The organism is Fictibacillus nanhaiensis (genome assembly GCF_019801215.1).
GTDB classification, from domain to species: Bacteria; Bacillota; Bacilli; order Bacillales; family Fictibacillaceae; genus Fictibacillus; species Fictibacillus nanhaiensis_C.
Genome location: NZ_JAHVJO010000004.1, coordinates 1 through 23,147, shown reverse-complemented (window position 1 = coordinate 23,147; position 23,147 = coordinate 1). Strand labels below are relative to the sequence as shown.

Annotated in this window: 30 protein-coding genes and 1 riboswitch; of the genes, 21 read left to right on the top strand and 9 right to left on the bottom strand. The window is 38.9% G+C overall.

The window, feature by feature from the left end; all coding sequences use genetic code 11:
• Positions 1 to 237 precede the first annotated feature (237 nt).
• The 4 genes from KUV80_RS15840 to pdxK all read right to left on the bottom strand — a co-directional run bounded on the left by KUV80_RS15840 (position 238) and on the right by pdxK (position 2,660).
• Positions 238 to 513: a spore morphogenesis/germination protein YwcE gene (locus KUV80_RS15840; RefSeq protein WP_222463723.1), complete on the bottom strand. Its 276-nt coding sequence runs from the start codon at positions 511 to 513 to the stop codon at positions 238 to 240.
• Between the two features lie 198 nt (positions 514 to 711).
• Positions 712 to 1,359, bottom strand: coding sequence for a bacillithiol biosynthesis deacetylase BshB2 (gene bshB2 / locus KUV80_RS15835; RefSeq protein ID WP_222463722.1), 648 nt, complete (start codon positions 1,357 to 1,359; stop codon positions 712 to 714).
• A gap of 15 nt (positions 1,360 to 1,374) precedes the next feature.
• On the bottom strand, positions 1,375 to 1,725 hold the full coding sequence (locus KUV80_RS15830; RefSeq protein ID WP_222463721.1) for a YojF family protein: 351 nt from the start codon (positions 1,723 to 1,725) through the stop codon (positions 1,375 to 1,377).
• Positions 1,726 to 1,847: 122 nt separating this feature from the next.
• Entirely contained in the window at positions 1,848 to 2,660 is an 813-nt protein-coding gene (gene pdxK / locus KUV80_RS15825; protein WP_222463720.1) for a pyridoxine/pyridoxal/pyridoxamine kinase, read from the bottom strand.
• Between the two features lie 297 nt (positions 2,661 to 2,957).
• Here pdxK and treP point away from each other — a divergent pair, with 297 nt between their 5' ends.
• The 6 genes from treP (at position 2,958) to KUV80_RS15795 (ending at position 10,003) form a co-directional block, all read left to right on the top strand.
• The gene (gene treP / locus KUV80_RS15820; protein ID WP_222463719.1) at positions 2,958 to 4,361 is read left to right on the top strand and encodes a PTS system trehalose-specific EIIBC component; all 1,404 of its coding nucleotides are present in this window, start codon (positions 2,958 to 2,960) and stop codon (positions 4,359 to 4,361) included.
• Positions 4,362 to 4,443: 82 nt separating this feature from the next.
• On the top strand, positions 4,444 to 6,132 hold the full coding sequence (gene treC, locus KUV80_RS15815; protein WP_222463718.1) for an alpha,alpha-phosphotrehalase: 1,689 nt from the start codon (positions 4,444 to 4,446) through the stop codon (positions 6,130 to 6,132).
• 26 nt (positions 6,133 to 6,158) lie between these two features.
• Positions 6,159 to 6,875, top strand: a complete 717-nt coding sequence (gene treR, locus KUV80_RS15810) for a trehalose operon repressor (protein WP_222463717.1) — start codon at positions 6,159 to 6,161, stop codon at positions 6,873 to 6,875.
• Positions 6,876 to 7,232: 357 nt separating this feature from the next.
• Entirely contained in the window at positions 7,233 to 8,636 is a 1,404-nt protein-coding gene (nhaC, locus tag KUV80_RS15805; RefSeq protein WP_222463716.1) for a Na+/H+ antiporter NhaC, read from the top strand.
• 130 nt (positions 8,637 to 8,766) lie between these two features.
• The gene (locus tag KUV80_RS15800; RefSeq protein ID WP_222463715.1) at positions 8,767 to 9,585 is read left to right on the top strand and encodes an aminoglycoside N(3)-acetyltransferase; all 819 of its coding nucleotides are present in this window, start codon (positions 8,767 to 8,769) and stop codon (positions 9,583 to 9,585) included.
• A gap of 55 nt (positions 9,586 to 9,640) precedes the next feature.
• A complete protein-coding gene (locus KUV80_RS15795) occupies positions 9,641 to 10,003 on the top strand; it encodes a YggT family protein (RefSeq protein ID WP_222463714.1) in 363 nt (120 codons plus the stop codon).
• A 100-nt stretch (positions 10,004 to 10,103) separates the two neighbouring features.
• Here the strand turns inward: KUV80_RS15795 and KUV80_RS15790 are convergent, their stop codons facing one another.
• The 3 genes from KUV80_RS15790 to KUV80_RS15780 form a co-directional block, all read right to left on the bottom strand.
• The gene (locus KUV80_RS15790) at positions 10,104 to 10,445 is read right to left on the bottom strand and encodes a DsrE family protein (RefSeq protein ID WP_222463713.1); all 342 of its coding nucleotides are present in this window, start codon (positions 10,443 to 10,445) and stop codon (positions 10,104 to 10,106) included.
• Between the two features lie 102 nt (positions 10,446 to 10,547).
• Positions 10,548 to 11,030 carry an Hsp20/alpha crystallin family protein gene (locus KUV80_RS15785; protein WP_222463712.1) on the bottom strand — a complete coding sequence of 161 codons (483 nt, stop codon included), beginning with the start codon at positions 11,028 to 11,030 and terminating at the stop codon, positions 10,548 to 10,550.
• Between the two features lie 12 nt (positions 11,031 to 11,042).
• Positions 11,043 to 11,261, bottom strand: a complete 219-nt coding sequence (locus KUV80_RS15780; protein ID WP_338083514.1) for a spore germination protein — start codon at positions 11,259 to 11,261, stop codon at positions 11,043 to 11,045.
• Positions 11,262 to 11,425: 164 nt separating this feature from the next.
• Between KUV80_RS15780 and KUV80_RS15775 the strand changes: the two genes are divergently transcribed.
• The 7 genes from KUV80_RS15775 (at position 11,426) to abc-f (ending at position 15,445) form a co-directional block, all read left to right on the top strand.
• Positions 11,426 to 11,647 (top strand): spore germination protein, encoded by a 222-nt coding sequence (locus KUV80_RS15775; protein ID WP_222463710.1) that lies wholly within the window; start codon positions 11,426 to 11,428, stop codon positions 11,645 to 11,647.
• A 55-nt stretch (positions 11,648 to 11,702) separates the two neighbouring features.
• Complete coding sequence (gene gerPC / locus KUV80_RS15770; RefSeq protein ID WP_222463709.1) at positions 11,703 to 12,329, top strand: spore germination protein GerPC; 627 nt, start codon at positions 11,703 to 11,705, stop codon at positions 12,327 to 12,329.
• Positions 12,304 to 12,474: a spore gernimation protein GerPD gene (locus KUV80_RS15765; protein WP_222463843.1), complete on the top strand. Its 171-nt coding sequence runs from the start codon at positions 12,304 to 12,306 to the stop codon at positions 12,472 to 12,474. The genes gerPC and KUV80_RS15765 overlap by 26 nt, the downstream gene beginning before the upstream one ends.
• A 9-nt stretch (positions 12,475 to 12,483) precedes the next feature.
• The gene (locus tag KUV80_RS15760) at positions 12,484 to 12,879 is read left to right on the top strand and encodes a spore germination protein GerPE (protein ID WP_222463708.1); all 396 of its coding nucleotides are present in this window, start codon (positions 12,484 to 12,486) and stop codon (positions 12,877 to 12,879) included.
• The gene (locus tag KUV80_RS15755; RefSeq protein WP_222463707.1) at positions 12,876 to 13,076 is read left to right on the top strand and encodes a spore germination protein GerPB; all 201 of its coding nucleotides are present in this window, start codon (positions 12,876 to 12,878) and stop codon (positions 13,074 to 13,076) included. The genes KUV80_RS15760 and KUV80_RS15755 overlap by 4 nt, the downstream gene beginning before the upstream one ends.
• Positions 13,077 to 13,088: 12 nt before the next feature.
• A complete protein-coding gene (locus tag KUV80_RS15750; RefSeq protein WP_222463706.1) occupies positions 13,089 to 13,541 on the top strand; it encodes an Hsp20/alpha crystallin family protein in 453 nt (150 codons plus the stop codon).
• 269 nt (positions 13,542 to 13,810) lie between these two features.
• Entirely contained in the window at positions 13,811 to 15,445 is a 1,635-nt protein-coding gene (gene abc-f, locus KUV80_RS15745; RefSeq protein WP_222463705.1) for a ribosomal protection-like ABC-F family protein, read from the top strand.
• A gap of 76 nt (positions 15,446 to 15,521) precedes the next feature.
• Here the strand turns inward: abc-f and KUV80_RS15740 are convergent, their stop codons facing one another.
• Positions 15,522 to 15,710 (bottom strand): hypothetical protein, encoded by a 189-nt coding sequence (locus tag KUV80_RS15740; RefSeq protein ID WP_222463704.1) that lies wholly within the window; start codon positions 15,708 to 15,710, stop codon positions 15,522 to 15,524.
• Positions 15,711 to 15,834: 124 nt separating this feature from the next.
• Positions 15,835 to 15,916: riboswitch (cyclic di-GMP riboswitch) on the top strand.
• Between the two features lie 97 nt (positions 15,917 to 16,013).
• On the opposite strand from KUV80_RS15740, the gene KUV80_RS15735 reads away from it, so the two are divergent.
• The 4 genes from KUV80_RS15735 to KUV80_RS15720 all read left to right on the top strand — a co-directional run bounded on the left by KUV80_RS15735 (position 16,014) and on the right by KUV80_RS15720 (position 18,619).
• Positions 16,014 to 17,069, top strand: a complete 1,056-nt coding sequence (locus KUV80_RS15735) for a hypothetical protein (protein ID WP_222463703.1) — start codon at positions 16,014 to 16,016, stop codon at positions 17,067 to 17,069.
• Positions 17,070 to 17,179: 110 nt separating this feature from the next.
• Positions 17,180 to 17,623, top strand: coding sequence for a DUF6376 family protein (locus tag KUV80_RS15730; protein ID WP_222463702.1), 444 nt, complete (start codon positions 17,180 to 17,182; stop codon positions 17,621 to 17,623).
• 129 nt (positions 17,624 to 17,752) lie between these two features.
• Entirely contained in the window at positions 17,753 to 17,908 is a 156-nt protein-coding gene (locus tag KUV80_RS15725; RefSeq protein ID WP_222463701.1) for a hypothetical protein, read from the top strand.
• Between the two features lie 63 nt (positions 17,909 to 17,971).
• A complete protein-coding gene (locus KUV80_RS15720) occupies positions 17,972 to 18,619 on the top strand; it encodes a hypothetical protein (protein WP_222463700.1) in 648 nt (215 codons plus the stop codon).
• A gap of 33 nt (positions 18,620 to 18,652) precedes the next feature.
• On the opposite strand, the gene KUV80_RS15715 is transcribed toward KUV80_RS15720, so the two are convergent.
• On the bottom strand, positions 18,653 to 19,381 hold the full coding sequence (locus KUV80_RS15715; RefSeq protein WP_222463699.1) for a Bax inhibitor-1/YccA family protein: 729 nt from the start codon (positions 19,379 to 19,381) through the stop codon (positions 18,653 to 18,655).
• Between the two features lie 373 nt (positions 19,382 to 19,754).
• Here KUV80_RS15715 and KUV80_RS15705 point away from each other — a divergent pair, with 373 nt between their 5' ends.
• The 4 genes from KUV80_RS15705 to rsgA all read left to right on the top strand — a co-directional run bounded on the left by KUV80_RS15705 (position 19,755) and on the right by rsgA (position 23,001).
• On the top strand, positions 19,755 to 20,225 hold the full coding sequence (locus tag KUV80_RS15705) for a redoxin domain-containing protein (protein WP_338083513.1): 471 nt from the start codon (positions 19,755 to 19,757) through the stop codon (positions 20,223 to 20,225).
• Complete coding sequence (locus tag KUV80_RS15700; RefSeq protein ID WP_222463697.1) at positions 20,225 to 20,398, top strand: hypothetical protein; 174 nt, start codon at positions 20,225 to 20,227, stop codon at positions 20,396 to 20,398. Before KUV80_RS15705 ends, KUV80_RS15700 begins: the two co-directional genes overlap by 1 nt.
• A gap of 127 nt (positions 20,399 to 20,525) precedes the next feature.
• Complete coding sequence (locus tag KUV80_RS15695; RefSeq protein ID WP_222463696.1) at positions 20,526 to 21,584, top strand: SDR family oxidoreductase; 1,059 nt, start codon at positions 20,526 to 20,528, stop codon at positions 21,582 to 21,584.
• A gap of 355 nt (positions 21,585 to 21,939) precedes the next feature.
• Positions 21,940 to 23,001, top strand: coding sequence for a ribosome small subunit-dependent GTPase A (gene rsgA, locus KUV80_RS15690; protein ID WP_222463695.1), 1,062 nt, complete (start codon positions 21,940 to 21,942; stop codon positions 22,999 to 23,001).
• Positions 23,002 to 23,147: the final 146 nt, after the last annotated feature.

Here is a 23,147-nt window from a genome sequence, read left to right as displayed (position 1 = left end):
AAATTCAACGTTACTGAGTATAACATGGCTGAATTCCAAGGCAACAGGAAGTGGTGAGATAGTGTAGAAAATGGGCAAAAAGTGAAGAAAACGGAAGGAAATAGAGATATATACGCCATAGCGGGTGAGGGGGGATGAGAGAGGAATGAGACATGATATATGGAAGAATTTTTTAGTGGTTTTTCCCATAAAATGAAAAATCCCCTCTACAAGTATAGAGGGAATCTATATTTTAGATTAATATTTGGCTTTTTCCATTTTACGTTTTGCAAGATATGGGCGTCCCCAAACAATATAAGCTGCATAGTGAGCGAAGATTACGTTCGCGATAAACACCGTTATGAAGAAACTATGAACAAATAAACTTAAGCTGTCATATGCCATGAATAAAATAACGTAAGTCCATAACAGGGCGATGAACGGTGTTTGCCAGAGTGCGAGCTTGCGACTATCATTCCATAAAAATAACGGTGTCGCTGTCGCTACAAACAAATAAACCATAAAAACATCCATTACTGATCAACCCCTTGAAGTATTGATTGCGCTTACAATTTTGACAATATAGCGTCTAAAATGTGAACGATTTGTTACATTTAGTATACCACAATAGGAGAAAAATGCCACATGGATCTGCACATTTTTTAGAAAATTCAAGTATTACAGCATAAAAAAGAATCCGAAACCCTATTGGATCCCGAATTCAAGTATTGATTACACTGGATAGCGCCAGAATCTTTCATTTTGTACCCATGCGAGCATCTTTGGATCTTTTTCTACTACACTATCAACAAGCCACTGGGTTTGAGATTTATGTGCCTTAATACAGTTCATTTTTTCTTCAAAGACATCAGACACATCATTCACGATGTGCGGAGCGCCGAGATCTTCTTCTGAATTTTTGGCAAAAGCTACGCATAACAGCTCTGGGCGTTCATTTTCGGGCAAGCTCTGAACAGCTCGAACGACAGCTCTTCCAGTGGCTTCATGGTCGGGATGCACACTATAGCCTGGGTAAAACGTGATAAGAGTCGCAGGGTTTACTTCTTTTATAACTGTAAGGAATCGCTCAGCCAGAACTTTCTCGTCTTCAAATTCAATGGTTTTATCACGAAGGCCAAATCGACGCAAGTCAGTAATTCCAACAGCTTCGCAAGCATCCTCAAGCTCTTTTAACCGGATAAGAGGCAGGGACTCACGTGTTGCAAAAGGGGGATTTCCCATGTTTCTGCCCATTTGTCCGAGTGTAAGGCAGACATACGTTACTGGCAATCCTTTTTTCGTATGTTGTGCAATCGTTCCTGATACGCCAAATGCTTCATCATCAGGGTGAGGGAAGATAACTAATAAGTGATTGTTCATAATTGAATTTCTCCTTTACACATCAAATGGGGAAGAGCTTAGTTGAAGGGCTACAGCTAAACGCCCTTCATGATCATGACCAGCTAAAAGCAGACGTCCTTCTGAGTCAATCTCCCAGTGAGTGAGTCCTTCAGCATATATCCAACCTAGTTCAATTTTTAACCCGACCCGAAATGGACCGTTACCCATGATTTTTCCTGACAAAGGAGTTACTTTCCCGTTTCGGATATAGGCATTGACCGTTAGTACACGATCATTATTGTGATTGGCATAAGCGCCATTTGTAGTTTCTAAATGTAAATAAAGTTCTTTTCCGATAAAGTGATCCAAAGCGGATTGGACCTCATGAGCTTGTATGTGTTGCATACCTTCACTCTCCTGTAAACGAGATGTACTTATTATAATTCAAATCATTCAATTGCGTGTATGATATGCCTGTTGAAACAAAAAGAAGAGCTGATCTAAATATCAGTCTCTCCTTCTATATGCTAATTATTTAGTTTGTCTCGATAAGCGCCATGCCAAGTTGGTCCAACGTATTGATTTAACTCAAAACCTGCTGCTATCGCTTCAGTAATAAAATCTTTTGCTGTTAAAATCGCTTCTCGAACGGGTTTTCCTTTTGCAAGTTCAGCTGTGATGGCAGCAGAGAATGTACAGCCAGCTCCGTGCGTCCACGTCGTTTCAATTCGATCTGATTCTAACACTTCAAATTCGTTTCCATCATATAGCACATCAACTGCATTTTCATGATCCAGCTTTCCGCCGCCTTTAACGACCACATATTTGGCACCGTTAGCCTGAATTTTATGAGCTGCTTCCATCATTTGTTCCACTGTCGTGATCGGTTCCATCCCTGCTAATTGTGCAGCTTCAAATAAATTGGGTGTTACAACAGTTGCTTTTGGAACAAGTACGTTTTGCAAAGTACTAGCTAGCTCAGGGTGAAGCGGTTCTGCGCCTTTACAAACCATCACTGGATCAACGACTACATTTTGAAGGTTGTGCTTTTCAATCCATTCAGCTGTTGTTTGGATTACCTCAACAGATGCAAGCATTCCTGTTTTTAATGCATCTACCCCAATACCTGAAACGACAGTCTCTAACTGTGAACGGAACAGGTCAAGAGGCAGCAAAAATACTTCATGAAACCAGTCGCGATGGGGATCTTGAGCAACTACTACGTTCAAGGCAGTCATGCCATAAACGCCTAGCTCTTGAAAAGTTTTTAAGTCTGCTTGAATTCCTGCTCCTCCACTTGTATCAGAACCTGCAATTGTAAGTACTTTTTTTGGTGACATCATCTTATCTCCTTTTTGATCCATTCTCTGTAACAGATTATAGCAAAAGAAAATCAGAAAAGGAAAAGTTGTGGTTACAGGTAAATATCGCCATCGGAAAGGTGTTAGTTGACTTATTTGTATATACAGGTTAAATTAAATTCATAATATGTATATACAAGTTTCTGTTAGGATCATGAAAATGAAAACGCTTTAGGTTAGTGTGTTTGTTTTTATTAAAAGATATTTAAGGGTATACGATTCGTAGGTCCTTTTTTATTTAAAATAATGGAAACGGTTTCCTAGGAGGGAATAGTGATGAGCAAAATCCGCGAATCCGCTGAGCAAATCGTTGAAGCTCTAGGCGGAAAAGATAACATTTCTGCTGCAACACATTGTGTTACAAGACTTCGCTTAGCCTTAAAAGATGAAGGAAAAGTAGACAAGGAAGCATTGGAAAACGTTGATCTTGTAAAAGGTTCGTTCTCTGCGAATGGTCAATATCAAGTGGTTATCGGACAAGGTACAGTGGACAAGGTATACAACGAATTTATCGATATTACAGGTTCAGGTCGTGCTTCTAAAGAAGACATTAAAGATGAAGCGAGTAAGAAGCTAAATCCTTTGCAGCGTGCGATTAAAGCGTTAGCTGATATTTTTATTCCGATTCTGCCTGCGATCGTTACAGCCGGTCTATTAATGGGGATTAACAATATTCTCACAGGGCCAGGCATCTTTTATGACGAGAAGGCGTTTATTGATGTGCATCAAAATTGGAAGGATTTCGCTGACATCATCAACATGATTGCCAATACCGCTTTCGTGTTTTTGCCTGGATTAATCGGCTGGTCAGCTGTGAAGAAATTCGGAGGCAGTCCATTACTAGGTATTGTTCTAGGACTTATGCTCGTTCATCCGGGGCTTCTTAATGCTTGGGATTACGGGAAAGCTGAAGACATTCCAACTTGGAACTTGTTTGGGTTAACGATTGAGAAGGTCGGGTATCAAGGCCAAGTATTGCCTGTGCTGATCGCTTCTTATGTGTTGGCGAAAATTGAGATCTTTTTGAAAAGACGTATTCCTGATGCATTGCAATTATTACTTGTAGCACCTATTACTTTATTAGTAACAGGATTTTTAGCTTTTATTGTCATCGGTCCGATCACATTTACGATCGGTAATACGATTACAGAATTTTTTGTTGCTATCTTTGATAACTTTGCATGGTTAGGCGGGTTGATCTATGGCGGTTTCTACTCGTTACTCGTTGTAACAGGAATGCATCACACGTTTCTGGCGGTGGATTTGCAGCTGATATCCAATACAGGAGGAACGTTTCTGTGGCCAATGCTTGCACTTTCTAACATCGCCCAAGGTTCTGCAGCACTTGCTATGTTCTTTGCCACACGTGATGAAAAGCTTAAAGGCTTGTCAGGTACATCAGCACTTTCCGCATATTTAGGAATTACTGAACCAGCGATGTTCGGGGTGAACTTGCGATTTAAATATCCGTTTATTTTTGCTATGACTGGCTCTGCAATAGCAGGGATTGTTATTACGATTGCAGGAGTCCGCGCATCTTCTATCGGTGTTGGCGGTATACCAGGATTCCTTTCCATCCTGCCAGGCAGCTGGGGAGCATTCTTTATCGGAATGGGAATCGTGCTCGTAGTACCATTCTTATTAACGTTTTTCTATGCAAAAGTAAAAAAACTGAAATAAAACAGCAACCGGGTGGCTTTTTTGCCATACTCCGGTTGTTTTCAATGGAAGACTAAGACTATGAATACGGCGGTGAAAAAGTATGAAAAAAGAACCATGGTGGAAAAGGTCGGTAGTTTATCAGATCTATCCAAAAAGCTTTAATGATACAACCGGAAACGGAACAGGTGACATTCAAGGAATTATTGATAAGCTGGATTATTTAAAAAATCTTGGAGTGGATGTGCTCTGGCTAACTCCCATTTATGATTCACCGCAGCGGGACAACGGCTATGACATCCGTGATTATTACAAGATTTTTGAAGAGTATGGAACGATGGAAGACTTTGATCGTTTATTAACAGAAGCACATAGACGAGACTTGAAGATCATCATGGATATCGTAGTCAACCATACGAGTACAGAGCATGATTGGTTTGTACAGTCTCAATCTTCTATAGATAATCCGTACCGTGACTTTTATATATGGAGGGATCCGATTGACGGGGAAGAGCCGACTAACTGGGTTTCTAAATTTGGTGGTTCTGCATGGAAATTAGATGAAGAAACCGGGCAATATTACCTGCACTTGTTTGATGTGACGCAAGCTGATTTGAACTGGGAAAACAAAGAGGTTCGTCAGAAGGTTTATGAGATGATGAACTATTGGTTTGATAAAGGAGTAGATGGATTCCGGCTGGATGTTATTAATCTAATCTCTAAAAATCAAAAGTTTCCAAATGATGATGGTTCTGTAGCACCTGGTGATGGACGGAAATTTTATACGGATGGTCCGCGTGTGCATGAATATATGCAAGAGATGAACAGAGAAGTTTTCTCAAAATATGATGTGCTGACGGTAGGAGAAATGTCTTCAACCACGATTGATCACTGTGTGAAGTACACGAATCCAGATCGAAACGAGCTGAGCATGACCTTTAATTTTCATCATTTAAAAGTGGACTATCCGAACGGAGAAAAGTGGAGCGTAGCAGACTTTGACTTTTTGAAGCTAAAAGAGATTCTATCTACTTGGCAAGTTGAAATGCATAAAGGAGGAGGCTGGAATGCCCTTTTCTGGTGTAATCATGATCAGCCTCGAATCGTTTCCCGTTATGGTGACGACGGGGAGTATCGGATAGAGTCGGCCAAAATGCTCGCAACAACCATTCACATGATGCAAGGTACACCTTACATTTATCAAGGTGAAGAGTTCGGTATGACAAATCCGAAGTTTGATTCAATCGATCAATATCGTGATGTGGAGTCATTGAACATGTTCAAGCTGTTAAAAGACGAAGGGCGCAGTGAAGAAGACATTCTAGACATTTTAAAACATAAATCACGAGACAATTCCCGTACCCCTGTTCAGTGGAATGATCATTTGAATGCAGGCTTCACAACAGGAGAACCATGGATACCGGTTGCTGATAACTATAAAGAAATAAATGCGGAAGCAGCTGTAGAGAATGTCGACTCCATTTTTTATCATTATCAAAAATTAAACGGGCTCAGAAAAGAACTGGATATCATAACATACGGGGATTATGAGCTTATTTTAAAGGACCATCCTGACATTTTTGCTTTTATACGAAACGGTGATCAGAGTGAAAAGCTGCTTGTCGTCAATAATTTTTATGGAAAAGAAACCAAGTTTAAGCTGCCAGAAAATATAGCTGTCGAAGGTTATCAATCAAACGTACTGATCGGTAATTATGATTCCGCGCCAAAGAATTTTTCTGCTTTTACAATGAGACCATATGAATCTGTCGTATTTCACTTGAAAAAATAATGCTACAATAAGCATGGTGAATAATGATGCGAAAAAACAAATTTAAAGAAATCTATCAAGAGCTTTCCACACAAATTCAAGAAGGAATCCTGCAGGCGAACACCCAGCTTCCTTCAGAACACGAACTTGCGGACCGTTATGAAACATCAAGAGAAACCGTAAGAAAAGCGTTGAACTTATTATCGCAAAATGGATTTATTCAAAAAATTCGCGGTAAAGGATCTATCGTACTTGAAGCAAATAAGTTCAGCTTTCCTGTTTCTGGTTTAGTCAGTTTTCAGGAACTATCAGAGTCTATGAGCAAAGAAAGTGTAACAACCGTTCATGATTTTGGATTAATAGAGCCTGACGGATTTTTGCAGCAGCAACTTCAAGCTGATTCTAAAGACTTGATCTGGAAAGTGCTTCGTTCAAGACAAATTGACGGAGAGACGATCATTTTAGACAAAGACTACTTCTTGAAAAAGTACGTCCATTCCCTGTCTAAAGAGGTAGCAGAAAAATCGATCTACGCTTATCTGGAAAAAGAACTTGGTTTGAAAATCAGCTTTGCCAAAAAGGAAATTGTAGTTGTGGACGCAACGGAAGAAGATAAACGTTTGCTTGACTTAAAAGGGTTTCAGCATATTGTGGCAGTAAAAAACTATGTGTATTTAGAGGATGCTAGTCTTTTTCAGTATACTGAATCGCGGCACCGTCTAGATAAGTTTAGGTTTGTGGATTTTGCAAGACGTGGACGGTAAAAAGGCTATAAAGGAGTGAAGGTCAATGTGCCTTCACTCTTTTTTTATGTGATGGGAGGGATGTCGATGTATGTCGAAAATTGGATAAATCCAAAATAACGTGGAATTAATTGAAATAACGTGGGATAAATCCAAAATAACGTGGGATAAATTGAGGATAACGTGGAATTATTCGGAACAGTGCTCAGTTGATAACCTCCAACTACGTTTTCTCCTGTAATTTACCATTCTGCAGATGTTGACAGCATCTGTAAAGTCCTTTATCATGAAAAACAGTTACCGCTATACTTCAACGCATAAAAGCGTTTAAGTGTGTAAGTGATATAGCGATAAAAAAACGAACGGAGAGATTTCATCATGAAAAAACAAATTTCTTTGCCCATTGCACTAGTAGTATTCGCGGCGATTTTCGCTGTTATGTTCACTAGTCTGGTTTATATAAAGGTAGAACCTCATATTCCACTGTTGGCTTGTTTAGTTTTATTAGCTGCAGTTGGAGCGGCATTTGGCGCAAGCTGGAAAACGATTGAGAAAGGTATATTTAATGGAATTGTCTCTGGTCTGCAGCCTATTATGATTCTTTTAACGGTTGGACTCGTGATTGCTAGCTGGATGTTAAGCGGTACTGTTCCAACATTGCTTTTTTACGGAATGGACATCATTCAGCCTGAGTGGTTTGCAGTCAGTGCCTTATTGATTACTGTAATCGTATCGTCGTTTACGGGAAGTTCGTTTACAACAGTTGGTACGGTTGGAGTGGCATTGATGGGGATCGCCCATGTGCTTGGCGTAAATCCAGCACTGGCAGCGGGAGCGGTTGTATCTGGAGCGTGTTTTGGTGATAAAATGTCACCTCTATCCGACTCAACGAACTTCGCTCCAGGTGTTGTAGGTGTTAATATGTTTGAACACATCCGCCATATGATGTGGACGACAGTACCGGCATTCGGAATAACGGCGATCGTCTTCTTTATTTTAGGAGGTAAAGGAACAGGAAGCTCTAATCTTGGGGAGATTCAACAAATTCAATCGATCCTTTCTAGTGAGTTTCCGATTCATCTCTTAACATTAATTTCACCTATTGTTGTTCTTGTTCTTGCGTTTCGGAAGCTGCCGATCATTCCTATTTTATTAACAGGTGTTATCGTATCAATCGCTGTTTCATTTTTCTTAGTACCAGATTTAACAGTACAAAAAGTGATGAATGTTATGCAAAATGGACTTCAGATGGAAACTGGAAATGCGACGGTAGATAGCATTGTTAACAAAGGCGGCCTGTTGTCTATGATGTGGTCAATCTCACTAGTTCTTATTGCGTTAGGGCTGGGAGGCGTTATACAAGCGCTTGGATTGTTTGATCTATTATTTGCGGCGGTTAAAAACACCACCCAAAAAGCAGGGAAGCTTATTGCTACGACATTAGCGTCTTCTGTAGGAATTAACTTGCTTGCAGGTGAGATGTACTTGTCTATTCTTTTACCAGGCCAGGCGTTAAAGGATGCATACGTAAAGTCAGGCGTTCCCTTAAAGAACTTATCAAGAACAGTGGAAGATGGGGGAACTCTCGTTAACCCACTTGTACCTTGGAGTGTAAGTGGTGCATTCTTCGCATCTACTTTAGGGGTATCGGTTCTTGAATACATGCCATTTGCTTTGTTCCTTTGGCTGTCGCCGATGTTCACACTTTTATTGGCATACACAGGCATTAGTATCGGACAAAAAAAGAACCATCCTCACGATCGTGAACATGCAGCGGCATAAGTCGATAAAGTCCTCTTTCTTAAGAGGGCTTTTTCTTATGAGGAAATGAGGTCAAACAATCATGACCAAAAAATACCATACGCCTGTTATAATGAAAAAAGTCTTAAATTTTTTGAAGAGAGTGAGAGTTATGGAGCTACAAACGGATTTTCCAAAAACAAGAACATCATTAACTAAAGACTTAAGAAATCTTGGTGTAAAAGAAGGAATGACGATAATCACTCATTCCAGCTTAAAATCACTCGGATGGGTGGTCGGCGGACCTGTCGCGGTCGTACAAGCATTAATGGATATCGTAACAGAAGAGGGAACACTTGTGATGCCGACACATACGGCACACTATTCAGACCCTGCAGGCTGGGAGAATCCGCCTGTGCCAAAGGAATGGTGGCCCGTTATACGAGATGAGATGCCTGCATTTGATCCGAAAATAACGCCTACCTATTTTATGGGAGCCATTGTTGAAGCTTTCCGGACGTTCCCTGAAGTAATAAGAAGTAATCATCCCACTGATTCGTTTGCTGCATGGGGAAAATATAAAGAGGACATCATTAAGGATCATTCTCTGGATTTCGGACTAGGCGACCAGTCACCTATAGGAAAAATGTACGACCTTAATGGATACATTCTCTTATTAGGAACAGGCTATGATTCCAATACAACGATGCATTTAGCTGAGCACCGTTTACCACATTCAAAAACAGAAGAGAATGGCGGACCTTTGTATAATGGCGAGGAAAAGATATGGAAGACCTTTACCCAAATCTCATACAGAGAGGAACTGTTTGAAGAGATTGGAAAGGCATATGAAGAAGGAGGTCATCCGGTGCTAAAAGGGAAGATAGGCTTAGCGGATTGCCGTCTTATCCCACAAAAGAATTTAGTGGATTTCACTAAAGACTGGCTTATGCAATACGATAACAAGTGCGAACGAACGACCAATGCTTAATTTACGGAATTTACGGGTATGTTAAAAGCAAATCTAATGAAAAGAGGGATTTGCTATGAGACGTTCCGTACCTGCAACAATTATTTCGTTTATCGTTGGCATTATACAGCTTATTTTAGTTTTAAGATTCGTCTTTCAATTGTTTAACGCAAATGAAGGAGCAGCATTTGTTCAGCTTATTTACGGTTTGAGTCAACCGCTTCTACTTCCTTTTGCAGCCATTTTCCCGAATATTGAACTGAACAACGGTTTTATCCTAGAACTGTCTACCATCATTGCAATCATCGTTTATGGGGTAGTTGGAATGCTGCTTAAGCGCTTGTTCTTAGTTAAGAAAGAACCTGTTCAAAGGGAAACCGTAATCAGAGAGGAACCAACACACCGCGAAAAAACAGTCATTAAAGAAGAACGCCGATAATATAAAGAAAACGCGCACCCCACATGTGAAGAGGAGTGTGCGTTTTTTTGTTGAAAAAGGATGGACTTATTCGATCCATATCTTTTTCATGCAGTATGTATTACGCGATCGTGATCACTTCGTATTTAGCGGAGAGTTCAACGAAATGCGCCATTCCTGAAATTTCTCCAGCTGCAAGTTCATTTTCCACATTGTAATGATCCACGCAGGTTTTACATCCGAACACTTTAACGCCTTTTTCTTCGATCTCTTTTAAGTGAAGGGAACAAAGAGATTGTTCAGTGAGACAATATACGCCACGGTTCATAAAAAAGATTGCAGCCGGCAGATCGGATTGTTGCTTTAATACAGTAAAATACGTTTCCATTACATTTTCACCAAGAGCAGGATCATTGCCAGTACCAAATGAATCGGTTGTTACTAAAATGATTTTATTTTGCATAAAAAAACTCCTCTCATTTTTAAAAAGTATAACATGCTTTTTTGTTGTAAAGGCAGGAGAGAAAAAGAAAAAGGCTCCTCAATGAAAGAGGGCCTCTATTTTTTATTCTTCAAAATCACCATTTGGAGTATCTTCTGAAACCTCGATCGGAATGGTTGGATTCACCATATCCCCATCATTTTTGTTCACGGTAATCATTAGGATTCCGTTATTGTATTGGGCATTCACATCTTCATTTCGAAACACAAAAGGAAGCTGTACAAAACGTTCCGTTCGTTTCGTTGCTTTTCTTTCTTGAAAATGACCCGTTTTTTTATTTTTCATCGATTGAATTTCGTCTCTTTGAGCCTTGATCTGCAGTCCTTGATTTACAACTTCTATTTGAATATCTTCCGGCTTATATTCCTTTAAATTCGCATAGATCTTGTAATTCTCTGGTGTTTCTTCGGTATCCACTTCAAATGCTAATCGATCTGCATATTGCTCAAATTGAGTGATTCCTTTGTTCACAAACTCATCAAACGATTTTAGCCAGTCATCCATATTACGGTTATTAAAAAAAGGCAGCGGCCCTTTTCCAAACATCCACAACACCTCCTAGGCATTACCGGCATTGTTAGAATCGAATACATCAGGGTCCAGTGTATTTGTGGCACTGATGACTGAGATTGTTTGAATGAAGTTCCCTGTATTTCCGCCGCCAGCTCCGTTATACCCTTTACCTGTTGACTTAGGATTAATGACTAAAGTATCACCGAAGTTAACAACTCCCTCTGCTGCATTTATGCTGATCGGTGCAACAATTAAACAGGGCACTTTCTCACCTCCCCTTTCCATTACATACAATCCAACGAGTGTGACGTCGTCCTTTACATACAGCTTATGTAGGTAGAAGCCTAAAGGTGAATGGAGCTGTTACGCACAAGAAGTTGGGCGGATGCATAGTATAAGAGGAGTAATTAAAAAAGGGATGAGCGTGTATGCCAGCTATCGTAGGATCGATTGCCGTCAACTCAATATCAAGCGGTGCCGTTTTTCATATCGGTGACGTCCAGACCATCTGCCCGGTCAGTTATGCCAAAACTTATGCAGGTGCAGGTTCGTTCAACACGGGTGATAATCTTCGCGTGCAGAACGGCTATAACGTTACGTATACGCAAGACCCAGATGTTAATGACAGCAACAATGCTACAAATTTTTGATCTCCATGCAAATTCCTTAGGAAGAAGGCATACATCTTACTAAGGAGATGATTGTATGCATGAAGAGAATAACTATTATATAAGTAAGATGAAACAGATGATAGAAGAGCAAAATGAGAAGTTAAAGGAAATGGAGTTACAGATAAAAGCTCTCAAAAGACAGGTTAATGAGTTATCATCCAAACCACAAACGGTAGAATACAAGTTTGAACAGTTAAAGATAGAAAAATTAGAAGGTACACTTCATATTGGAACGGGCAATTCGGCCGACAGCAAAGACTTGATCGAGCAGTTTAATGTCGGTCAGAATACCGTTCAAATGCCGCAGCAAATGCAGCGAAGTGTTATCGAAAACCCAAACTACCGTGAAATGATAAAAGCAATGGATGAGTTTTTTGTTAAAGAAGCTCCTGTTTATTTAAAATCACTTGAATCCAAGACGAATGTACCGTTGGAAGAATCGTATCGCATTTTTATTTTAGAAGATGTTCAACGTCAGGTTCCAGGAAGAATTAAACATTATTTAACAAAATACGAACCAAAAGATGAGAAGGGAAGAAAAGATATTCTCCAAAGGACGAAAGAAGATATTTATAGAGGTATTGAGACATTTATTGGTCATTTAAAAGATTCACAGTCTACAGGAGGTGATCAAACTGAACTTCCACGTGACCAATCATGAATTGTTTGTCGGAAGCATCTATATTGTCGGGGTCGGATTATCTTCAGTCGTTTTAATAGGAGATACCGATTGTATCAGCCTTGGTTCTGCCTTTGATACGCCTCCTGAATCATTAGTTTTAGGTACATCACTCGTTCCACTCTAGAGGTGAGCTATGTACAGAACATCAGTAGTAGACGAGGTGAAAGTAAATTCATTGGATTTATCCGCTGTTTTCCAAACTGGGGATACGGAAAAGATTCAATGCTATTCAGCGGCTCTTGCTATTCAAAGAGAAAGCACAAAGTTTGGGACATTTGATATCAGTCTAAATAAATATAGTATTTTTTCAGAAGAAGTGACTGTTCCTGTCTGTCCTGTCATCAATATTAAAAAGACTTTTCATGCCAATCCTTTTATTAGAGTAGGAAAAGTCGATATTATAGGGATTTCCAGCTCAGCCCTTCTTCATATCGGCTCTGTACAACAAATGAGTTTGCAATCAAGGGTTAAACATATCAGGAATTTTATGACTAATCCTTATCAAGATGGTGAGGAGGAAGAGGAATGAACTTATTTGTAAGCCAAACGATTGTTATCCAACAGCTTAAGGTAGAAGGCATTCAAAACTCCTCTGTACTCCAGATTGGAAGTGCTGGTGTCATTCAACCGGTCTCGCAATTATTTAACACAGGCGGTTTTACAGGCCCTGCACCTCTAATACCTGATCCTGATGCTCCTTCAGTTCCTCTAGGGCCGCCTTCATAAGAGGTGAATGGGATGGATACATGGAAACAAATGATGGACTGGAAACGAATGGCCGACCAATACTTTGGAGATCAATTTTTCACACCATCACAAGGGCAAAGGCAGGAGCCGGAAGTAAGGCAGGAAAACGAAACACCCCTTTGCAATATCTATGAAACCGCACAGGAAATTTGCTGTGTCTTAGCATTGCCTGGACTCAATCGGACAGAGGATGTCGATGTTTTCGTAGATTCGGTAAAGCTGACAGTGCAGGGGAAACTATCTATTGTGCTCGAGTCCTATAAAGTAAATCAGGAGGAATTTCAACTTGGTGAATTTAAGCGTGAGATTACCCTACCTGTAAAAGTGCATCCTGAACCTGTTCAGGCGTTTTACCGAAAAGGCTTGTTGTTTATCCGAATGCTCAAAGACCATAGAGCAGGAGAGAATCGGCGTAAGGTAAACTTAAATTGGGTGCAGGAATGATGATTATGAGGCTTGACGTTCTGTTGCGTTATCGCTTACAATTTAGAAAAATAATGGAAGGAACAGGTGTAACGTCCAATGCGCAACTAATCTTATCTTTAGCCATTTACTTGAAATAATAAAGTAGAACGCTAGATAGGATTTCTCTGCCCATTTTTGGACGTAACGATATGCCTGTTTTTTTGTTGTTAAAAAGCTTTCTTATTTGTGGCTTTTTAGGCGAATATTTGGCATGGGCAGACCTCTCTAGTGAAACGGGAGGTTTTTTTATGCTTTTATTAGACGCGAACGGACTTGAAAAATCATATAAAGGAAAATTGATTCTGAAACAAAGAGATAGATTGCAGCTGTTTAAACAAGATCGAGTTGGATTAGTAGGATTAAACGGAACGGGCAAATCAACGTTCTTAAAGCTGCTGACAAATATGGAGGATGCCGATTGTGGAACCGTACAGCATTACGGGACATTCAGTGTAGTGAATCAGTTTGAAGAAACTGCGCATAGAATCACTTCAAAAAGTGAAGGTATGTGGAACTTGGAGGGGAAGAAATTTGAAACGATGAGCGGCGGAGAACGAACGCGTGCCCAGATTGCAGCAGCTCTTGAACAAAAGCCTGACATTCTGTTCTTAGATGAACCGACCAGCCATCTCGATATTGACGGGATGGATCAGCTGGCAAAAGCTTTGAACCATCATCATGGCGCGATATTGCTCGTATCGCATGACCGAGTTTTTTTGGATATGGTGTGCACAAAAATCATAGAACTGGATCAAGAAAGCTTTACCACCTATCAAGGAAATTACTCAGAATATCTCCTTCAAAAAGAAAAGAAACAAGAACGCCAGCAATTTGAGTATGAACAATATAAGAATGAAAAAACAAGACTCCAAAAATCTGCCGTTAATCTATCATCTAAAGCGAAATCATTAAAAGATAAACCTGCACGCATGTCCTATAGTGAAGCGAAATTAGGGAAAGGTAAAGTTAAGGGAGCACGAAAATCATTAGAGAAAAGTTCGAAGGTCATTGAAAAGAGAATTGAAATGCTGAATCAAAAAGAAAAGCCGAAAGAGCGTCCAAACATCGAATTTGATATTCAACGGTTCTCTGTGATTCATGGCAAACAGGTGTTGGCTATAAAGGAACTTTCGATTGCTTTCGGAGAACGTCAGTTGTTTAACGATTTGTCGTTTGCCATAAAACCTGGAATGAAAGTCGTGTTAGCAGGTAAAAATGGCACCGGAAAATCAACGCTATTAGAAGAAATCTACAGGGGTCATGAGAGAATTGAAAAATCAAAACAACTGAAAATCGGTTATTTTCATCAGCACGTGAACATTATAGATGAAGAAAAAAGCATTTTAGAAAACGTTATGGAGAATAGCTTGTACGATGAGACTTGGGTGAGGACCATATTAGCTAGACTTCTTTTTAAGCGTGAAGAAGTGTTCAAAAAGGTAAAAGTGCTTAGTGGGGGAGAAAAGATGAAAACCGCTTTAGCCAAACTATTCTTGAATGATTATAATCTTTTGTTGCTTGATGAGCCAACCAATTATTTGGATGTGTTTACAAGAGAAGCGTTAGAAGACGTTCTTTCAGCATACCCGGGAACATTTATTCTTGCTACTCATGATAGAAAGCTAATGAATAGCACAGGGACACATGTTTTAGAACTAGATCCGCCATATGCGAAGTGGTTTGAAGGGAGCTATCAAGAATTCAAGGAGTCGGGAGAAAAGCCAATAAAAAAGCAGGCAAACGAAGAAATACTACTGAAACGTGAATTTGAAATAACTGAATTGATTGGTCAGCTCTCGATTTGTACAAATATAGAAGAAAAAACCGAACTTGAACGAAGGTACGAAGAATTGTTAAAAGAGATCAGAAAGTTAAAAGCATAGGCTGTTTTAGTTTAATTAGCATTAGTGAAAGCTAAATAAACAACTAAAGCAGAAAAGAGCCGTTCCACAGGAGCGGCTATTTTTGTTCCTTTTCACCAGCGATCGTTGGAGGTTCTTCTTGTGAAGTAATGCCAGAGTCATATCCAATCTGTTTTAAGTCTTCGGTGTCAGCAACAGTACCTCCAGCCATTCCTTCATTGATCATTCGGTCAATATCTAAGTACAAATCTTCTTTTCCTTCGTATGCCTTATCTTTATTCGTCATGAGAAACACCCTTTCTTTGTAGTAAAAAATACTCATAATTATAGAAGAAATATATTGTTGTCTTTCTTTTTTATCCTTATAATAGAAATTAATGGAATATTTTTAAGCTGTTCTAATCGTAAACACAGCTTAAGGAAGCGAGGAAGCACACTTTTCATTTGGGCATCTATAAGTGTGTGGAGCTAGTGATGCAACCGGCCGGCAAAAAGGAAGATCGTGATCTTCTATTGTGGGCTTTTTTTATTTTGTCCTAAAAAGAAAAGAACAAACACATAAAAATAATCAATTAGGGAGGGTTTCAAGATGATAACCAATACGGCTTTTATTAGTTCATATGAGAAAGGGAACCATTATGCATTTGGACGCAATAAATCCGAACATGTAAAAAAGGTTCAGCATCTTGAAGCAATTACTAATAAAAAACCTGAAAAAGATACCAAAAAAGAAGATACGTATGAGAAAAAGAATGCTGGAGATCATGTTTCATTTAAAACCTACTCTAAAGGTGATGTGGAAAAATACCATAAGGCTGCTAAAGAAGCCGTTCGTATCTATAGTAACTGGAGGAAAGATCTTGCTGAAGAAGCAGCTGACTTTATAGCTACAGCAACAGAGGATATCATGGAATCCAAAGCCCCACTTGATGATTTGATGAAGCAAAAAGTGTTTGGATCTCTGGATAAATTTATTTCTGAGAACGAAGAGAAATTGGAAGTGCTTTTAGAGAGATTGCCTAAAGGACAAATAAAGAAACGTCTAACATCCGCTCAAGAACTGTTAGGTACCATTCGAGAATTAATCTATCATCAAATGGAAAAAGTTATGAAAGACCATACTTCATTGAATCCTATAGATAACGATAACGTAGGGCAGGATAGTGGGATTAACGCGCCTATTGGAGGAAACAATCCGCCGATTATGAGTACTCCTCTACAAAATACAGTCGGTGCCCTTTTACCAAACCAAGTGTTTTCTTCAGGTACGTTTAAAATGGATATTAAAGTTGGAACCCTCACTTCAGAATTAATGTTTATTGATCCTAAACAAAAGTCAGGTGCGCCTCCGATGTTCTATGTCGTAGACGGATACGGAAACCGAAAAGCTGTTGATATCAAGTTTTCGAATGAGTCGGTGCAAAAGCTTTTTGACGAACGATTAAAAAGTTCAAAACTATTTAAAAAAGATATCTCCCTTGAACAATTCAATAGGGTGATAAAGAAAATTGAATCGTATATGAAAGAACTGGCTTCCATCGATCCAGAACGTTTAAAATCAAAAGTTCATGGAGAAAAGGAAAACGTCAAGTTAAATAAGATCATCGATGATATTACAGAACTTTTTTATTCGATTCGCTCATAAAGAGAAACTTTAAATCGTTTTAAACGTAATTTAAACAGTGGTAAAAATAAACGCTCTGGAGGAATCCGGCGTTTTTTTATTACAATAATAAGGTCTCTTAGGAGGACAACATGAAAAAAATAATGATAACTGGACTTTTAACTTTTACACTTTTAACAGGATGTTCGGCTGTAACAGACGTTTCAAACGGGTTAAAATACGTTCCTGAAGCAACAGATTATATTAACGATGTTCAGCAATTTGCGAACGATATTCCAGCACTTGCTGAGACCGCTATTACAGATCAAACTGCGAGAATAGAGCTAGAAAAGCTATTAAAAGAAATGAAATCCGATATACAGGATTTTAAAGAACTGACACCTCCATCTATGTTTGAAGACGTCCATAACCAAGTCATCGAGCATAATAATGCGTTCCAAGAGGGAATTGACAACTATTTAACTGCCATAAAAGATGGGGCTTTGAACAAGGATCTTCTTGAACAAAGCGGTCTGTTGGATGATGTGGCTGTGTATACCGATTTGTTGAACCAGATTAAAAAGTTAGGTGAATAAAGGGATGAAACAGTTACAATCAGTAGCTGTTTTTTTTTGCACTTTTATCTTTTTTTCATGGTTTATGTTACAATCCGACTATTTTCGGGAATATGACAATGAGATTACTGGTGAGGGTGGGTATTTAGCATGAATGACGATTATCATCTTATGATTGAAGTTTACTTGGAGCTATTAAAGAAAAGGTATAAAAAAGGGAAAATGCAAGCAAAGCAATATCAAAAACGAATGGAGCTCATCCATTTGTGGCAGATTCGTGGAGTTGTGAAAGCTCCTAAAGAATAACTTAAGGAAGAAGGGCTCTTTGACGATAAATGTATAAACACGACTAGATTTGGCAGGTGCATCATGATCCTTATGGGCAACACATCTTTAAAAACAGAGCATTCTAAACGAGATTACTTTTTTCATATCGCGTTTGCCGTTCTACTTTGTTTGTATAGTTTTCTTATATTGTTTTCGAGCAGGTTACTCGGTATTATATTTTTCAGTTGTGGATTGGCTTTGTTAGGTTTTACAGTATGGAGAGGCATCAGAAGGGTTCTATCACTTATTGGAGTTTTAGTTGTATTGTGTTTATTATTTTTCAGCCGGATTGTTTGGATGGATGCCTTTCAGGTATTACCTGTAACCTTTTATGATATCTTTCAAATCGTTTTTTTTATTGAGTTCAGTATTGGAATACTATTGCTGTACAGCTTAACCGTAAAGTCTGCACCTCTCTCAAATTCAAAAATGACACACGTTGTTCACGTCGCATACTTTCTTACAGGAATACTTTTGGTTCCGTATACGTGGCTCTGCAGCTATGGAGCGGTGATTCAGCGTGAATTTAACGGATTGTTCTGGGCGGCACTCACCCTTTGTATGTGGAGCTGTTTATATTACGTTCAACTTACTGCTCATAAAAATCGCATCATGCAGATTGCGCTGTACTCTGCTAATGTTGGAGTGGGCTGCTGGGCTTTATACCGCTGGATGACGATTTTTTCATAAAGAAAGAGAAGCCTTGTTGCGGGCTTCTCTTTTTTAGCGTCTCAATTTTGCCAACAGATGAAGAATCTCGAAATAAAGCCAAACGAGTGTAACCATCAGACCAAAGGCTCCATACCACTCCATATATTTAGGTACTCTTTGACTTGCTCCATATTCGATAAAATCAAAATCAAGTACTAAGTTTAACGCCGCGATGGCTACAATAAATAAACTTATTCCGATGCCAATGGGCCCTGAACTATGAAGGTAGGGAACGCTTATTCCGAAAAAACCTAATATAAAACTGGTCAGGTAAACAAGCATAATACCAGCCGTAGCCGAGAAAACAATCAGCCTGAAATTGTGGGTTACACGAATAATACGAAAAGCATAAGCAAATAAAAGAGCAATAAGCGTACCGAATGTTAGAGCGACAGCCTGAAGCGTAATCCCGTTAAACTGAGATTCAAAGCTTGCAGATATTGCGCCTACAGCGAGACCTTCAAGCGCTGCATACACCGGAGCAAGCAATGGTGCAGCTTTAGGAACGAAAGCTATAACGAAAGCGGATACCAATCCGCCGACTAGACCGATCATAATGAAATGGCCAATCGGATTTCCGATCTTGTATTGGTGCCAAGTATAGAATGTAGAAGCCATCAAAATAATCAATAAAATAAATGTCTTGTAAACTGTACCGGAAAGTGTCATCTCATGACCAACGGATTGTCCCCTAAATTTTTCAAAGGTTGCACTTTTTAAAGCAGGATTAGCACTTCTCAAGAAAAACTCCCCCTTCAATGTATATGTCTTTAAACTATACGAAATAAAATGTTGAAAGTTTCTAGGGAAAATTGTTTATGAGCCTTCAAAGAAATTTATGAGCCCTCAGCTAATTTTATGGTCCTTCAAAAAAAATTATGGTCCTTCAAATATATTTATAGGCTTTTCGACAAAATAAACGTAATTCTACTATCCCCACCCACATCGACTACACGTAAACATTCTAATCAAAACCCAATTTAACATCCTACAGGCAAACGATGAGACAAGCTCTTAGAAAATTGCATAGATTAAAGAATAACTATATATTCCAACGTTTTCTTTTAAAGCAACGGGGAACTATATTCATGATGAACAAAAGGAGGTGGGTTAGTTGTTGAAAGTAGGCGATCGGGCACCTGATTTTACGTTGCCATCCACACTGCAAAAGGATATATCATTATCTGATTTTATAGGTAAAAAAAATCTGTTGGTAGCTTTTTATCCGCTTGATTTTACACCTGGCTGAATAAAGGAAATTACCTCTTGGAAAGAGGATTACCAGCGATTTGTAGATGCCAATACAGAAGTGCTTGCGATTAGTGTTGATCATATCTATTCGCACAATGTCTTTTCTGCTAGCCTTGGAACGCTTCCGTATCCACTTTTAGCGGATTGGCATAAAAAAATTACCAATCTGTTTGGTGTATTGAACGAAGAAGATGGAACGGCTATGCGATCTTGTTTTGTTATCGATCAGAATGGAATCATCCAATATTGCAACCATAAGTTTGACGCCAATGAAAGAATGCAATACGAAGAAGTGTTGAAAGCTTGTGAAACTTGCGGGAAGGAAAGTGAATAATGGACAAGGAACAGAAACAGAACAAACCTTATGAAGATCCAACTGCACATGCGGAGCAAGAAATAAATGAGTTTTTTTATGATGAGAATCGTGAGGATGATGGCCATCCCACGGATTATATGAATAGTGGGATGCCGGCTGTAAATATTGCAAAACCAGACGACGAAAAGTAAGGCTGCTATGAAGCGGCTTTATTTTTTTGCCAAGAATTCCTAATTCATATGAAAACTGCTCCATCAAAAGGATGATGTGTTACTATATAGAAGATATGTTGATATAGATATAGGAAGGAACGGCTTAATGAATATTTTTCTTACCGGAGCAACCGGATTTTTAGGTGGACGCTTTATTCAAAATTTAGCTCGTGAAGGTCATACGTTATTTGTGTTGGCCAGAAACTTGCAAAAAGCTGAACAGCTGCTTCAAAAGGTAGCCGATTCTAAAGGCAAAATTCATATTATTCAAGGTGATATTACAGTCTCTGACTTAGGCTTGGATAATGTGACACAGCAGGAGCTTGTGAATAAGATCGATGTGTTTTATCACATGGCTGCCCTTGTAAAATTTGATCAGGATCTAAAAGAAGAACTTTTTCATATAAATTATCATGGTACACAGCATGCACTTCAGGCTGCAAAAAAAATGGGTGTTTCTCATTTTTATTATGTAAGTACTGCTTATACATTAGGCAAGGAAGAGTATGCAATGGAAGAGCTTCATTCCTTAGAGCAGACTTTTAACAATCCTTATGAAGAAAGTAAATGTAAAGCGGAACATTCTTGTATGGAATATTTGGATTCTTTTCATGTAACCATTTTAAGGCCAGCGATTATTATTGGTGATTCAAAAACGGGTGAAGCGGATTCGAAATTTACTCTTTACGGGTTGATGAGAAGTCTTGAAGTTTTTAAGAAAAGGTTTCAGCGAAAAGGGCTTGGCGACAGAAAGTTTCATCTGCTCTGTGAAGAAGGAAGTACACAAAATTTAGTACCAGTCGATTATGTCGCTGATATTTTATCTGACGTTTTAAAAAAGGGCCGAGAGAATAAAATTTATCACATCACAAACAGCAATCCGCCATTAAGTTCTGATGTATTTCAAATTATGAGAGATAAGGCTGATCTTCAACCGTTTATTCTTGCTCCTTATGATTATGAGCCGTATTTGAACAACGAAGAAAAGCAGTTAAACAGTGTTGTTGATGTATATAAAAATTATTTGAACCGAAATATAACGTTTAATGATTCAAATACACAACATTTGCTGAAGGAGCTTGATAAAAAGCCTCTTCATATGGATAAAGATATGATTAAAAGAATTATAACAGGTTACCACCAAACGTCATTATTATCAAAATAATATCAAAATAATGGGCAAGTGCTTATTTACAAAAAATGCATAAAATGGTATAGTGAATAAGTGGAATTATTCTAAAACGAACCCAAGGAGGTATGTATGATGAGACAACTTATTGGATTGACATCAGAGAGTGTAATGTTTCGTATACAGCCTATTGGGACAATGAAGATTAGCAGATAACTTTATTTGTGACTCTTCGATTAAACTTGTCATTTTAACCATGGGCTGTATACACAGTTCATGGTTTTTTATATGAGGAAAGGGTTGTTCTGCACCCTTCTTTTATAAAGAACCTTTATCAGAGGTTCTTTTTTATTTACAAAAAAATGACAACATTTATTCGGAGGGTATTACATTGAATTTAAAATCATTAGGTTGGAACGAAACATTTGAAGAAGCATTTAACGAATATAAAGGCCAAAAACTAGTTCCAGGGAGGATTAGTGTCGAACACAAGGGATTATATGATGTTCTTACTGAGGAAGGCGAATTGCTTGGAGAAATTACAGGTAAAATTCGCTACAATGCAAAGGGAAGACACGACTATCCTGCAGTTGGAGACTGGGTTGCCGTTCAAGCTGTACCTCAAGAAGGTAAAGCTTACATCCATGGCGTACTGCCCCGTAAAAGTAAATTTTCACGAAAAGCAGCAGGGGCGACAACAGAAGAACAAATCGTAGCGACAAACGTTGATACTGTCTTTTTAGTAAACGCGTTAAACCAGGACTTTAATTTGCGCAGGCTTGAACGCTATTTGTTAATGGCATGGGAAAGTGGTGCTACACCTGTCATCGTATTAAGTAAAGCAGATCTATGCGAAAATGTGCAGAGCTTTATAGATGAAGTAGAAACGATAGCATTTGGAGTTCCTACGTTCGCTGTTAGTGTGGAAAGCGGAACAGGTCTTGATAAACTATTATCTTTTATAAAAGAAGGAGAGACGGTAGCACTATTAGGATCTTCAGGTGTAGGAAAATCTACACTAGCCAATTATCTTTTCGGTCAGGAAGTATTAAAAACGAAGGATATTCGAGAAGATGATGGGAAAGGAAAGCATACGACCACTCATCGAGAACTGCTTGTGTTGGAAAATGGGGGCATATTAATTGACACCCCCGGGATGAGGGAGCTCCAGCTTTGGGAAGGTGACAGCAGCATAAATCAAAGCTTTCAGGATATTGAAGCCTTCGCAGAACAGTGCCGTTTCCGTGATTGTACACATCAAAACGAGCCAGGTTGCCAAGTACAAGCTGCCATTGAAAACGGTGATTTGAAAGAAGATCGCTATGCGAGTTATGTAAAGCTTCAGCGTGAATTAGCCTTTTTTGCCAGAAAAGAGGATCAAAAGCTGGCACTTGCTGAAAAAGCGCGGTGGAAAAAGCTCGCAGGTGACAGAACGAGGGTTCATCGAAAATAATAGATAAGAAAATGAGCTGACTCCAAGTGATATGCTCCCCTTTAGGTAGACAGATGAAATAAAAAATCTGTTTTACCTTAAGGGGAGTTTTATTTATGGGGTATTCTAAAGAGTTTAAGTATAATGTGTTGCTCACTTATGAACAT